This is a genomic window from Streptomyces sp. NPDC050732, assembly GCF_040654255.1.
Taxonomy (GTDB): Bacteria; Actinomycetota; Actinomycetes; order Streptomycetales; family Streptomycetaceae; genus Streptomyces.
Genome location: NZ_JBFAHP010000001.1, coordinates 322,145 through 335,868, shown reverse-complemented (window position 1 = coordinate 335,868; position 13,724 = coordinate 322,145). Strand labels below are relative to the sequence as shown.

General features: G+C 72.1%; 11 protein-coding genes. 3 read left to right on the top strand and 8 right to left on the bottom strand.

Features of this window, described 5'->3' with window-relative positions; translation table 11 throughout:
* Positions 1-51 precede the first annotated feature (51 nt).
* Positions 52-387, bottom strand: coding sequence for a MerR family transcriptional regulator (locus AB0H82_RS01490; protein WP_362987529.1), 336 nt, complete (start codon positions 385-387; stop codon positions 52-54).
* A gap of 629 nt (positions 388-1,016) precedes the next feature.
* On the opposite strand from AB0H82_RS01490, the gene AB0H82_RS01485 reads away from it, so the two are divergent.
* Positions 1,017-1,199, top strand: coding sequence for a hypothetical protein (locus tag AB0H82_RS01485; protein ID WP_362987527.1), 183 nt, complete (start codon positions 1,017-1,019; stop codon positions 1,197-1,199).
* Positions 1,200-1,229: 30 nt separating this feature from the next.
* On the opposite strand, the gene AB0H82_RS01480 is transcribed toward AB0H82_RS01485, so the two are convergent.
* Together AB0H82_RS01480 and AB0H82_RS01475 are read right to left on the bottom strand one after the other, a co-directional pair.
* On the bottom strand, positions 1,230-2,408 hold the full coding sequence (locus tag AB0H82_RS01480) for an acyl-CoA desaturase (protein ID WP_362987525.1): 1,179 nt from the start codon (positions 2,406-2,408) through the stop codon (positions 1,230-1,232).
* 23 nt (positions 2,409-2,431) lie between these two features.
* On the bottom strand, positions 2,432-3,523 hold the full coding sequence (locus AB0H82_RS01475) for a ferredoxin reductase (RefSeq protein WP_362987523.1): 1,092 nt from the start codon (positions 3,521-3,523) through the stop codon (positions 2,432-2,434).
* Positions 3,524-3,972: 449 nt separating this feature from the next.
* Between AB0H82_RS01475 and AB0H82_RS01470 the strand changes: the two genes are divergently transcribed.
* Entirely contained in the window at positions 3,973-4,587 is a 615-nt protein-coding gene (locus AB0H82_RS01470; protein WP_362987731.1) for a DUF5994 family protein, read from the top strand.
* Positions 4,588-4,671: 84 nt separating this feature from the next.
* Here AB0H82_RS01470 and AB0H82_RS01465 read toward each other — a convergent pair whose 3' ends face one another.
* From AB0H82_RS01465 to AB0H82_RS01455, 3 genes are all read right to left on the bottom strand, one after another.
* A complete protein-coding gene (locus AB0H82_RS01465) occupies positions 4,672-4,866 on the bottom strand; it encodes a hypothetical protein (RefSeq protein ID WP_362987521.1) in 195 nt (64 codons plus the stop codon).
* 50 nt (positions 4,867-4,916) lie between these two features.
* Positions 4,917-5,882, bottom strand: a complete 966-nt coding sequence (locus AB0H82_RS01460; protein ID WP_362987519.1) for a hypothetical protein — start codon at positions 5,880-5,882, stop codon at positions 4,917-4,919.
* A gap of 285 nt (positions 5,883-6,167) precedes the next feature.
* Positions 6,168-8,129 carry a long-chain fatty acid--CoA ligase gene (locus AB0H82_RS01455; protein WP_362987517.1) on the bottom strand — a complete coding sequence of 654 codons (1,962 nt, stop codon included), beginning with the start codon at positions 8,127-8,129 and terminating at the stop codon, positions 6,168-6,170.
* 205 nt (positions 8,130-8,334) lie between these two features.
* Between AB0H82_RS01455 and AB0H82_RS01450 the strand changes: the two genes are divergently transcribed.
* A complete protein-coding gene (locus AB0H82_RS01450; RefSeq protein ID WP_362987515.1) occupies positions 8,335-10,107 on the top strand; it encodes a hypothetical protein in 1,773 nt (590 codons plus the stop codon).
* Between the two features lie 73 nt (positions 10,108-10,180).
* On the opposite strand, the gene AB0H82_RS01445 is transcribed toward AB0H82_RS01450, so the two are convergent.
* Positions 10,181-11,047, bottom strand: coding sequence for an ABC transporter permease (locus tag AB0H82_RS01445; RefSeq protein WP_362987513.1), 867 nt, complete (start codon positions 11,045-11,047; stop codon positions 10,181-10,183).
* Entirely contained in the window at positions 11,044-13,701 is a 2,658-nt protein-coding gene (locus AB0H82_RS01440; protein ID WP_362987511.1) for an alpha/beta fold hydrolase, read from the bottom strand. Before AB0H82_RS01440 ends, AB0H82_RS01445 begins: the two co-directional genes overlap by 4 nt.
* Between the last annotated feature and the right edge of the window lie 23 nt (positions 13,702-13,724).

Genomic DNA, 13,724 nt, shown 5'->3' with positions numbered 1-13,724 from the left:
GGCGCGTGTGCCGGTCGGGCCTCATTGCGTGTGCGTGGCTCGATGGTCGCCTCAGAGCGCGGCTGCCGGGGAGGCTTCGGCGGCGCGGCGGTATTCGGCGTTGATGCGCCGGGCTTCTTCGAGCTGGTCCTCAAGGATGATGATGCGGCAGGCGGCCTCGATGGGGGTGCCGCGGTCGACGAGTTCCCGGGCGCGGGCGGCGATGCGCAGCTGGTAGCGGGAGTAGCGGCGGTGGCCGCCCTCGGATCGGAGCGGGGTGATCAGGCGGGCTTCCCCGATGGCGCGCAGGAAGCTCTGGCTGGTGCCGAGCATGGCGGCGGCCCGGCCCATCGTGTAGGCGGGGTAATCATCGTCGTCGAGACGGCCGAAGGAATGGTCTGCTGTCATCACGCCTCTCTGGGCATACGTCGAGGGGCCCGGGTGCCGTACTGGCACCCGGGCCCCGAAGGAACTGCTCACACCATCTGCCGGCCCTAGTGCTGCGCCGGCCTTCTGTGTCCGCGTGACCGTCCGAGAACGGATGGGCACTGCGGGGATCGCGGTTGCGTGACCGGAGACCACCTCACTAACGATGTCCTGCGGTACCCGGGCCTACATTCCGCCCGGGCGATCCTGATGGCTTTCAGCTCCTCCGTTCTTCCCTCTTGATCAACTATCTGTTCACGGCGGCCCCTGATCACTGCGGGCCACCCGGTCCGGCCGTCAGCCCCGTCGCCGTCCTGCAACGCTCTGGCTTCGAGACTCCACCGCCGCACCGTCCTGCGTACTACTGGTACTGCCTGGTACTGCCTGTACTACCGCCCGGCAGTTCGTGTCTGCCGGGCCCGGGTCGATCTCAGCTACGAGATAAACGTAACCACACCACAGCCGAATGTCTACCCCAGTCAGGACAGATTTCCGTTTGTCCGGGGGTGGGGTTTCGGCTGCCTGATCACCGGGCGGCGGGGTACACGGCTGCCAGCGGTGCAGCCACCGGAGTGGCCTGTGGTTCGCCGTTCATCGGCAGGAGGACACACATGCTGGCTTTCGGTGCGGCCGTGCTCTTTGTCATCGCCTTCGTCATCCACGCGACCGAGACGTCGACCGAGGCGGTCTTCAGTCCGACGAGTCTCATGCTGGTCGGGCTCGCGCTCCTCGCCGCGCACTCGGCCGGTGTGGGGTCCGGATGGTCCGGCCGCGGGGGTGGTCGCCGGCGCTGAGGGAGTGCCGGTTCAGCGGGGCAGTGCGTGTCAGCGGGGCAGCGCGTGGCGCAGGATGCGGTGCCACATTGATGTGTACTGCTTCCGGAGAGGGCCCGTGACGTAGGGCAGGCCGTATTTCTCGCACAGTTCGCGCAGGCGCGGGGCCACCTCGGCGTAGCGGTTGCTGGGGAGGTCCGGGAAGACGTGGTGCTCGATCTGGTGGCTGAGGTTGCCCGTGAGGATGTGGAACAGGGGGCCGCCCTCGATGTTCGCCGAGCCCTGGATCTGCCGCAGGTACCACTGGGCGCGGCTCTCGCCCTCCAGTTGCTCCTCGGTGAAGGTCCGCACCTCGCCCGGGAAGTGGCCGCAGAAGATGATGGTGTGCGCCCAGATGTTGCGTGCGCTGTTGGCGGTGAGGTTGCCGAGCAGGCAGGGCAGCGCGGACGGGCCGGCGAGCAGCGGGAACAGGACGTAGTCCTTGGCGGACTGGCGTGCCGCCTTGCCGAGCAGCTCCGCCAGGTCGACGAGGAACGCGCGCGGGCTCTTCCGGCCGTCCCGCACCGCGTCGGCCTCCAGGTCGTACAGGGCGATGCCCCATTCGAAGACGGGCGCCAGCAGCCCCGCGTACAGCGGTTGGAGCAGGTGGAACGGGCGCCAGGGCTGGTCGGGGCTCATGCGCAGGACGGTGTAGCCGAGGTCCCGGTCGCGGCCCACGACGTTCGTGTACGTGTGGTGCAGGTGGTTGTGGGTGTGCTTCCAGGCGTCGGCGGGGGTGAGGAAATCCCATTCCCAGGTGGTGGAGTGGATGGCCGGGTCGCCCAGCCAGTCCCACTGGCCGTGCAGGACGTTGTGGCCCAGCTCCATGTTCTCCAGCGTCTTGGCGACGGTGAGCATGGCGGTGCCGGCGAGCCAGGCGGGCGGGAACAGGGAGACCGCCAGGGCCAGTCGGCCGCCCGTCTCCAGGCCGCGCTGGACGGCGATCACCTTGCGGATGTAGCGGGCGTCGTCCTTGCCGCGCGCCGCGATGATCTCGGCGCGGAGGCGGTCCAGTTCCGCTCCCAGTTCCTCGATTGGTTCCTCGATGCGCGCGGCGTGCGTTGCGTGCGCGTCGTGCGGTGCGTGCGGTGCGGCGTATTCCCGTGCCGCTTCGCCTGCCTCTTCCGTCCCTTCCGGGGTCTCTTCGGCGGTGACGGGGATGGTCGTTGTTGTCGGGGTGGTGGTGGCCATGGGAGTTGCCTCCTCGGGAGGTCCTATACGTCCAGGACGAGTGGGCCCGTGGCTCCGTTGACACAGGTCTGGATCAAGCCGCCCGGTTCGCCGTGCACTTCACCGGTCCGCAGATCGCGGACCCTCCCGTCCACGAGCGGGACGAGACAGCCGTGACAGACGCCCGCACGGCACCCGTACGGCAGCACCACGCCCGCGGCCTCACCGAGCGCCAGCAGAGGCACGGCCGCCGGGGCGTCCGCCTCGACGCCGGTGCGGCCGAACCGCACCCGGCCGCCCGTGGCTCCGGGGCCGGGCGGGAGCAGCGGAGCCGGACGGAAGCGCTCCAGGCGGAGTCGCTCATGGTCTCCCCGCTCGGCCCAGTGCCGTTCCGCCGCGGCCAGGAGCCCCGGTGGACCGCACACCCAGGCGTCCCGGTCACGCCAGTCGGCGCAGCGCCCGGCGATACGGTCCGGGGTCAGCCGGCCGTCCGTGCGCGTGTACGTCAGGTGCAGCGTGAGCCGGCGCGACCGGGCCGCGAGGTCGGTCAGTTCGGCGTGGAAAAGGCACTGTTCGGGTGTCGGAGCGCTGTGGAGGAGTACGACGTCGGGGGCCTGTGCCTGACGGCGACGGGCCAGGGTGCGCAGCATCCCCATCACGGGCGTGATGCCACTGCCGGCCGTCACGAACAGCACCCGTTCGGGCGGCGGGTCCGGCAACACGAACTCGCCCTGGGCCGGGCCCAGTCGCAGGACCGTGCCGGGCGGCGTGCGGCGCACCAGGTGCGGGGAGACCCGGCCGCGCGGGTCCTCCTTGACCGTGACGGCGACGGTGCCGTCCGGCGCGTCCGGTGGGGAGGTGAGGGAGTACGTACGCCAATGTCGTACGCCGTCGATCTCCACGCCCACCGGCAGGTACTGGCCGGGGCGGTGTCCCGCCCAGCCCCGTCCGGGCCGGATCACGAGGGTGGCCGCCGCGGGGCCCTCCGCCCGCACGGCGGTGACCCGGCCCGCGGGATGCCGCGCCGACAGCAGCGGGTCGAGCAGGCCGAGATAGTCGTCCGGGGACAGCGGGCTGGTCAGCCAGGACGCGGCCGCCAGCAGGGGCGTGAGGAGCGACGAGGGCGACAGGGACATGCTGACGGCCCTCCTCCTTATCTCCGGGCCCGGCTCAGTCGCGAGCTCCACGGTCTCCGCGGTCTCCACGGCCTCCACCGGCCCCACGGGCTCCGCCTTCGGGGCTCGCCAGCGAAGCACACCGCACGGCCGGAGACAGGAGGCAGCGAGGGCTTTTCGCCACGCGGCGCGCCTCCCCCGCCAGCCCCGACGCGGCCGTGATCGGATGCCCGTCCGGTGGCCTGCGGAGACGGGAGCGGAGGCCCGGGCCGAAGACGGGCGGAAAGCGTCCTGAGCCAGGGCCTGGCAAGCCGAGGAGCCAGGGAGCCGTCGCGCACCCGTGATCCGGGCTTCCACCGGAGTACGCTGACAGTACCGAGGGCATTTCTTGACCGGCTTCCTCTGCCGGTATCTCCCTCGGCCAAGCACCGGGTCGTGTGCATCGGGCCCGGGGACAGGTCGACACCATGATGGTGATCACCGAACGACGCTCCCCGCCCACCCCCCTGGGCACCCTCACCGCCGACGACGCGCCCGCCCGCCTCTCCTTGAAGCCGTCGGGGCCGACGGGGCCGTCACCGGGTCCTTCGTCCGGGCTGGTCGACGGCGCCTGGTGGCCCCGCTCGCGGGATCTGAACCGTGAACTGCCCGCCTTGTGCGACCGGTTGGACGCGCCGTGGGGACGCATCACGCGCGTCACGGTCAATCCCACCCACTGGCCGGTGATCCCGCACAGGGTGCCGGTCCACGGTCATACGGTCAACGTCGGGTGGTTCCTGGACGAGCAGGACGCCCACCAACTCATGCTGCGCTCCTACCGCGTAGGGCGCTGGGACCTGTTGATCATCCCTCCCGAGACCGACGCGGACGGCGCCGCCCGGCTCATGGCCGCGGCCTGCGACCCACAGGACCGCCGCGCGGGCAGCGCCCTCATGGCGGCCGAGGCGGCGGGACAGCTCACGGCCGCCACAGGGGCGGGCCTCCGCACCGGAACCGGTACGGAGGCCTGGGAGTCGGAGGGCGGCTCCACCCCAGGGGAGGCCCGCTCCATCCCAGGGCGTACGGCCATGACGTACGGGCAGTGACGGTCCTGGGCGCCGCCCTCGGCCGGGCCATGGGTGCCGTCCCTGCACGCCCCCCGGGTCCCCCGGGCAGCGTGCGGGGGTCGGTCACCTCGGGGTGTGGTGACTCCCCCGGCCTCGGAGCGTGAGGGCGCGGGCCGCCAGCAGTACCGGGAGCAGCAGGAGCATCCAGCGGGCGGTGTTCCAGTCCATGACTGCCCAGGCGACGGCCACGAGCGCGAGGTACGTGACGGTGAGGACCAGCAGGTCCTTCTTCGCGCTCATCTTCGTGCTCGTCTTCATGCTCGCCTTCGGGGCCATCTCTGTGTTCCTGTTCCTCTCTTCGTTCGCCGTCAGCACTTGTAGCGCTTCCAGTTGGTGATGACGCCCACGTAGCTGACCTTCCACTCCACGCACTGGTTGGCCTTGGCGGCGTCCTGCATCTGGCCGCGCAGTGAGCCGGCCTGGGCGGTCAGGGCGGCGCCGCAGCCCGCCGCCGCCACCGCGTTGGGGATCTTGGCGCAGGCCATGACGGTGGCCGTCGCCGCGAAGTGGTACATGGGGGTCTTGGCCATGTCCTTCACCTCCTTCTTGCTGAAGCGGAGGTAGATGGACCAGCCGAGCGAGACCTTCGGGTCGGCCACCACCGGGAACGCGGTGTCGGCGTCGGCGTCGATCGTCTGCGTCAGCCTGTCGCCGTCGAGGCGGTAACGGGTGGGCACGGCCCTGCCGTTGGCGTCCTTGGCCCACGGGGCGTCGATCGCGCCCAGGACCTCGGTGTCCTCGCCGTGGCTCTTGGCGATCAGGAAGCCACCCTCTCCGTCCTCCATCAGCCGCGCCCCGTCGGGGAGCGTCAGCGAGAAGTCGTGTGTGGTCGGGGCCTTCCGGTCCTTGAGCGTCACCAGGGTGCGGGCGGCGCCGTCCGCCGTGGGCTGCACGGCGATGTCCGTCGAGGGTGCGGCGTCGGGGTACACGACCGTTCCCGCGCCGGCCGCGACGCCGGTGACTCCCCCCGCCTTCGTGACGCCGAGTGACACGTCGGCGTTCGGCGCGTCGATCAGCACGTCACCGTCGGCCTTCGCGGGCGCGGTGACCGTGACGTTCCCCTCGTCGGTCCGCGCGCTGCCCCGGCGGCCGTCGAGCGCGGTCAGATCCGCGGTTCCGGTCGCCTTCTCGACCACGGCGGCCGCCCGTGCCGCCGTCGACGGCGCCTCGCCTGCGACGGCCGCGGGGGCCGTGGCCCCGAGTACGGCTCCGGCCGTCACCGCCGCGATGAGGCCGCCGACCGTGCGCCGCGCCGTCCGTGTGCTCTTCTTCATGGGTCCCTCCCGTTTCTGTGCATACGAAGGCACCCCGAGCCCTCGAAGGGGATCCCCGCCCGGGGTGCCGCGCATACTTTTACACACGTGTAGAAGTCGACCAAAGGTGATCGTCCGGGGTTACGCGAATGAGATCAAGGACGGGACTTTGGTCCCGTGCTGAAGCCGCACCACCCGGCAGGGGGCATCGAGAGGCGTCCCTTTTGCGGGAACTCCGGCCGCCCGCCCGGGCGTTGCCCCTGTGAGGCCAGCGGCGCCGCTGGCCTCACCAACTCGCCGTGCGCCTCAGCCGCCGCGGCCGCCGTAGAGGGCCTCGATCTCCGTCGCGTACGCCGCCGTCACCGCATGGCGTTTGATCTTCAGGGACGGGGTGAGCAGGCCGTTGTCCTCCGTGAACTCGCCTTCCACGATCGCGAACCTGCGGATCGATTCGGCCCTGGAGACCGCTGAGTTCGCGTGGTCCACCGCCTTCTGGATCTCCGCGATCATGTGTGGGTCGTGGGCGAGCTCCGCGAGTGGTGTGTCCGCCGGGCGCTTGCGGACAGTGAGCCAGTGCCGCACCGCTTCGGGGTCCAGGGTGACGAGCGCGGCGACGTACGAGCGGTTGTCGCCGACGACGATGCACTGGCCGACCGGGGCGCGGCTGCGCAGGCGGTCCTCCAGGACGGCGGGTGAGACGTTCTTGCCTCCGGAGGTGACGATGATGTCCTTCTTGCGGCCGGTGATCGTGAGGTAGCCGTGGTCGTCCAGTGCGCCGAGGTCGCCGGTGGCGAGCCACTCGTCCGCGAGGACGGCGTCCGTCGCGGCCGGGTTGTTCCAGTACGAGCCGAAGACGATGCCGCCCTTGATCAGCACCTCTCCGTCGTCCGCGATGCGTACCGCCGTGCCGGGGACGGGCAGGCCGACCGTGCCGGGGCGGGGCCTGAGCGGTGGGGTGATGGTGGCGGCGGCCGTGGTCTCCGTCAGGCCGAACCCCTCGTAGATGATGATTCCGGCGGCGTAGAAGAAGAGGTTGAGGTCGCGGTCCAGGGGTGAGCCGCCGCTGATCGCGTAGCGCAGCCGGCCGCCGACCTCCTTGCGGATGCGGCGGTAGACGAGGAGTTCGTAGAGCGCCCAGCCGGCGTAGAGGGCCGGCGACGGGCCCGGCCCCTTCTTGTCCAGGAACTTGTTCAGGTAGGCCTCTCCGAAGCGCACCGCGACCCGCTCCGCGCGGTCGAAGGAGGAGGCGCGGCCCATCTTCTCGGCGGTCGCCCGGCCGGTTTCGTGGATCTTCTCGAAGAGGTACGGGACGCCGACGATGAAGGTCGGTCTGAACGCCCGCAGTTCCGGGCGGAGTTCCTCGGGCTTGATGCTGGGGCAGTGGCCGAGCTCGATGCGGGCGAGCATGCAGGCGATCTGGATGCTGCGGCCCAGGATGTGCGCGAGCGGCAGGAAGAGGAGCGTGGCGGCGACCTGTCCCGTGATCTCCTTGAAGACGGGGTGGAGGAGGTCGACGGTGTTCGCCGCCTCCGCGTGCAGGTTGCCGTGCGTGAGGACGCAGCCCTTGGGGCGGCCCGTGGTGCCCGAGGTGTAGACGAGCGTCGCGATGGAGTCCGGGGTGAGTGCCGCTCTGCGCTTGGCCACTTCCTCGTCCGGCAATGCCCTGCCCAGGGCGGTCAGTTCCGCCATCGCGCCGCCGTCGAGGTGCCGGATGCGCGGCGGGTCGGCGGCCGCGACGTCCGTGGCCGTCGACGACCGGAGGGCGGCCAGCGCCTGTTCGGCCGTCGCCGCGTTCTCCGCCGTCTCGGCGATGAGGAAGCGGGCGCCCGAGTCGCGCATGATCCACTCGATCTGTTCCGGCGAGGACGTGGCGTAGATGGGTACGGTCTGGCCGCCCGCCGCCCAGATCGCGAAGTCCAGGACCGCCCACTCGTAACGGGTGCGGGACATCAGCGCCACGCGGCCGCCCGGTTCGAGGCCGTCCGCGATCAACCCCTTCGCCGCGTCGGTCACTTCGCGCGCGAAGGCCGCGGCCGTCACGGGGCGCCACTGGCCGCCCTCCTTGCGGCGCAGGACCACGGCGTCGGGGGCCTCGACGGCGTTGGTGAACGGGATGTCGGCGGTGCTGCCCGTGGTGGCGGGCGCCACGAGCGGGGCGGTGCGGGCCTCGCGCACGGTGCCGTGTTCGTCCCTGATGAGTTCGACTTCGGCACGGTCCGCCAGGTCGCTGCGGCGCTGTGCCCTTTTCAGGTCCTTGCGTACGCCCATGACGGCTCCCCGGCTTCCGGTTCTCAGCGGATGTGCAGGTGCTCGGCGCGTGCTTCGTCGGTCAACTTACTGACACGTAAGGAAAACTCAATGGGGTGGACACGTTCCGCTCCGCGCACCTGAGCGTCCGGGCGGTCGAGCAGACGGATGTGCGGACGGGTGTGCGTGGCTCAAGCCGTCGCTGACCTGCGCCGATGTAGCGGTCATGACGACCTCTGCGTATGCGTCCGTCCGTGGGTCCGAAACCGTCGCCGGGCCGTCGCCCGGAGCGGCGCCCGAGCGATGGCGGGGCCGCGTCCGGCTCGCCGCCTGTCTGCTGCCGGCCCTCGTCATCGGCGTCGCCGGGTTCCAGCGGCGGTGGATGTCCGATGACGGGCACATCTACGTCCGTACGGTCCGGCAGGTGCTGGCGGGCAACGGTCCCGTCTTCAACCCCGGGGAACGCGCCGAATCGTCCACCGGCACCCTGTGGCAGTGGCTGCTCGTCGCCGGTGGGGCGACGGGGGCCGACATCGCGACGGTGGCGATGTACGGGGGGCTGCTGCTCACCGTCGCCGGGTTCGCGCTGGCCTCGCTCGCGGTCCTCCGGCTCCACGGGACGCTGCCGCTCCGCGGCGGGAACGGGTTCCTGCTGCCCTGTGGCGCCCTCGTGCTGCTCGCGCTGCCGCCCGTCTGGGACTTCGCCACCTCCGGTCTGGAGACCGGCCTCGCCACCTGCTGGATCGCGGGGTCCTGGCTCGCCCTCGTCACGCGGCCGCGCTCGCCGGTGACCTGTGCGGTCCTGGGGCTCGGCCCCCTCGTGCGGCCCGATCTCGCGCTGGTGTCGGCCGTCTTCCTCGCCGCCCAGTGGGTGACCGTGCGGCCCACCACGCGGCGGGGGGTGCTCGCGGGGGCCGGGGTCGCGGGTGCGCTGCCCGTCTCGTACGAGATCTTCCGCATGGGGTACTACGGGCATCTGATGCCGCTGCCCGGTGTCACGAAGGAGGCGTCACGGAGCCTGTGGGGGCGGGGATTCGACTACCTCTCGGACTTCGCCGGGCCTTACGTGCTGTGGGTGCCGCTGGTAGCCATCGGCGGAGGCGCCGTGTACGCCACGCTCGTCGCCGGGCGGCGCCGCACAGCACTTCCTCCGGCTGCGGTCCCTCTCGCCGCGCCCTTCGTGGCGCCCCTCGTGGCGCCCCTCGTCGCCGGTGCCCTCTGCTGGGCGTACGTCATCAAGGTGGGCGGCGACTTCATGCACGGGCGGATGTTCCTGCCCGGGCTGTTCCTGATGCTGCTGCCCGTCTTCCTCGTGCCCGTCACGCGCGCGTGGAGCGTCGTCGCCGTGGTGGCCGGCGTGTGGGCCGCGGTGTGCGCGGGCGCGTTGCGGGTGCCGTACGAGGGGTACATCGGGCGGAGCGGTGTCGCGGACGAACGCGGGGTGTACGTACGGCAGAACGCCGCGCCGCACCCCCTCCACCACGACTTCGCGGGGCATCCGGGCAACAAGTCGTACGCCGGACTCGTACGGGACCGGGTGCGGGCCGGCGCGCCCACGCTGCTCCTGGCCCAGACTCCGGTCACGGCCCGGCAGCCCGGTGTGACCGGCGTCTACAACACGCTCGGCTTCAGCGGCTCCGTGATCCCGCTGACCGGCGCCGCCCTCGACCCGATCGGGCTCGCCTACCCGCTGGCGGCCCACTCCGAGGGCTTCGTCGGCCGCGTCGGACACGACAAGCGGCTCCCCGACGAGTGGATCGTCGCCGAGCGCGGCGTCCCCGGCGACCTGCCCGCCGGGCTGGACCCCGCCCGCGTCGACGCCGCCCGGCGCGCCCTGCGCTGCGCCCCGTTCGCAGAACTGCGTGCGGCCACGCGCGCGCCACTGACGGCGGGCCGGTTCTGGCGAAACCTGACGGGAGCCGCCGACCTCACCTCCTTCCGCTTCCCGAACGACCCGGTACGGGCGGAGCGGGAGCTGTGCGGGGGCCGGGAGGGGTGAGGGGCACGGCGTCCCCGGGGCCCGGCGGCCCCACCTCAGCTCACCACGTCCGCCTCAGCTCACCCCGTCCGCCTCAGCTCACCACGTCCTTCCGCGCGAACCCCCTGAACGCCAGCGCGAACAGCACCAGCGCGTACGCCACCGAGACCGCCGAGCCCTGAATCATGCCGCCCCACTCCGGCCGGGGCTGGATCGCGTCGGCCCAGGCGAACTGCCAGTGGGCGGGGAGGAAGTCGCGCCAGCTGCCGAGGGCGGTCACCGCGTCCAGGACGTTGCCGACGATGGTCAGGCCGACCGCGCCGCCCACCGCGCCGAGCGGGGCGTCGGTCTTCGTCGACAGCCAGAAGGCGAGCCCCGCGGTGACCAGTTGGGACACGAAGACGTACGCGACGACGATCAGGAGGCGCCGGGTCGCCGTGCCCGCGGGGAGGGTGCCGCCGGTCGGGATCTCCAGCGGCCCCCACCCGTACGCCAGCGCGCCGACCGCCAGCGCGACCAGCGGCAGCAGCACCATCGCGGCGGCGCTCATGCCGAGGGCGACGGCCATCTTGGACCAGAGCAGGCGGGCCCGCGGCACGGGCGCGGCGAGCAGGTAGCGCAAGGAGGACCAGCTCGCCTCGGAGGCGACCGTGTCCCCGCAGAACAGCGCGACGGGGATGACGAGGAGGAAGCCCGCCGACACGAACAGGCACGTCGCGGCGAAGTTCGTGGCGGACGCCGTCGCCGTGTCCATCAGCGTCACCTCGCCGCTGCGGGAGCCCGGTGAGCCGCCCGCGACGGCGAACGCGATGACCAGCACGACGGGGAGGAGCGCCATGATGCCGCCCATCACGAGCGTGCGGCGGCGCTTCAGCTGGCGGGCCGCCTCGACCCGCAGGGGCAGGGTGCGGCCCGCGCGGTAGCCGGGCGCGGTCGGGCGCTCCAGGGTGGGGGCGGTCATGCGGTGCCTCCGATCAGGGTCAGGAACGCGTCTTCGAGGCGGCGGTGCGGGCCCATGGATTCCACGGGCACGTCGAGGCGGACCAGTTCGGGCAGGAGCCGTACGGCACTGGCGTGCTCCGTGCCGTCCAGGCGCAGCAGGATGCCGTCGTCGGCGCGCACGGCCGACGCGACGCCGGGGAGCGCGGCGACCTTCTCGACGAGCGGGTCGGGGATGTCCGTCGCGATGCCGACGAGGAGCGTGTCTCCGGAGCCCACGATCTCGGCGACCGGGCCGGCCTGGACGAGCCGTCCGCGGTCCATGACGACGAGGTGTGTGCAGGACTGCTCGACCTCGGCGAGGAGGTGGCTGGAGACGATGACCGTGCGGCCGCCGCGCGCGTACCGGATCATGACCTCGCGCATCTCGCGGATCTGCGGCGGGTCGAGGCCGTTGGTCGGTTCGTCGAGGATCAGCAGGTCCGGGAGGCCGAGCATGGCCTGGGCGATGGCGAGGCGCTGCCGCATGCCCTGGGAGTACGTCCGCACGGCGCGGGCCAGGGCGTCGCCGAGCCCTGCGATCTCCAGCGCCTCTTCCATGTGGGCGTCCTCGGCGGGGCGTCCTGTGGCCTTCCAGTACAGCTCCAGGTTCTCCCGGCCGGACAGGTGGGGCAGGAATCCGGCGCCCTCGACGAACGCGCCGACGCGGGAGAGGACGGGCGCGCCGGGCCTGATCGCGTGGCCGAAGACGCGGATCTCGCCCGCGTCGGGCCTGATGAGGCCCATGAGCATGCGCAGGGTGGTGGTCTTGCCCGCGCCGTTCGGCCCGAGGAGGCCGAGGACCTGGCCCTTCTCCACGGTGAAGGAGACGTCGCGGACCGCGTACCGGTCGCTGGACCTGGCGTACCGCTTGCTCAAGTCGGTGATCCGGAGGGGGACTTCGGCGAGCTCCGGGTCGGGTGCCGGTGCCGTGGTGCGCCTGCGCGCGGTGGCGAGCAGGGCGAGGGCGACGACCGCCCCGGCCGCGGGCAGCCACCACACCCAGGAGGGCAGCGGTGCGGCGGCGGTCTCCACGCCGGGCGCGGTCGGCACCTTCAGGTCGCTCTTCAGGGAGACGGTGTACTTGGCGGGCTCGACGGGCGATGCGTAGCCGAGGTCGGTCGAGGAGAGGGCGAGGCGGAGGCGGTGGCCCTTCTGCACCTCGTGGTCGACGGCGGGCAGGGTCAGCTCGACGTCCTTGCCGTCCTTCGCGTCCGTCACCCTCATGGGGGCGACGAGTTGGGAGGGCAGGACCTGCTGCTTGCCGTCGGGCCCCACGTCGTAGACCTTCCCGAACAGCACCGCGTCGCCGTTGGAGGACTTCACGTGGGCGCGCACGGTCGGGGTGCCGGTGATGCGGAGGTCGCTGTCGAGGGGCTTCGAGTCGAACTTGGCGAACTGGCCGGGGAAGTCCAGGGAGACGCCGACGCCGAGGGAGGAGAGCCGGGAGAGCGAGCCGCCGCCGGCCCCGGGGAGCCCGGAGATCGCGGGCGGGCTCGCGCCCGCGGGGTTGTCGAAGGTCTGCTCGCGCCCGCCGAGCGGCACCGCGCGCGGCCCGCTCCGCAGGCCCGGATAGCGGTCGTCGCTCGCGCCCCGCTGCCGCGCCGCACCGTCGGTGGAGTCCATCCCTCCGGTGCGGGTGACGCGGAACGCCGGGCCGGTGTCCACGCCCTTGTCGTCCTTCAGATAGCGGTCGAACCACGTGCCGATGCGCTGCTCGACGCGGTCGCGCTCGCGGTCTCCGCCGTCGTGGCCGCCGGCGATCCAGTCGACGGCCACGGGTGCGTGGTTCGCGCGTACCGCCTTGGCGATGGCGTCGCCCTGGCCGAGCGGGAAGAGGGAGTCGGTCTGTCCCTGGGCGAGGAACGTCGGCACCTCGATGCGGTCGCCGACGGCGGCCGGGCTGCGCTCGGCGAGCAGTTCGCGGGCCTCCGCGTCGGGCTTGCCCGCCACGGCGACGCGCTCGTACATCGCGCACAGCCGCTTCTCGAACTTCTCGCAGCCGCCACCGGTGTTGATGAACATGCCGGCCCAGAGCTTCTTGAAGACGTCGTCGGGGAACAGCGCGTCCGCGAGGTTCCAGTACGTGATCTGGGGGGCGATGGCGTCCACCCGCTTGTCGTGGCCTGCGGCGAGCAGTGACACCGCCCCTCCGTACGAGGAGCCGGTGACGCCCACGCGGGGGTCGCCGTCCTTGTCGAGCCGCACCTCGGGGCGGGTCGCGAGCCAGTCGATCAGCTTCGACACGTCGGCGACCTCGCCCTTGGGGTCGTTGAGCCCGATCTTGCCGGTGGACCGGCCGAAGCCGCGGGCGGACCACGTCAGGACGGCGTACCCGTCCTTGGCGAGGTCTTCCGCCTGCTCGCGCACGTCGCTCTTGCTGCCGCCGAAGCCGTGGCCGATGAGGACGGCGGGGCGCTTCTCGTCCGGGTCACCCGCCGTGAAGTACGAGGTGTCGATCCGGGCGCCGCCGGTGTCGACCACGCGGTCCGCCCTGCGCACGGCGGGGCCGTCGTCCGAGGCGACCGCCGACCACGTGCCCACGCCGGCGAGGACCGCGACGGCGGCCGCGGTGGCGAGCAGCCGGCGCGGACCGCGCGGCACGGGGAACCTGGGCCTGGGCAGTCGTAGATCCATGCCGTCCACCGTACGGGCGCGGA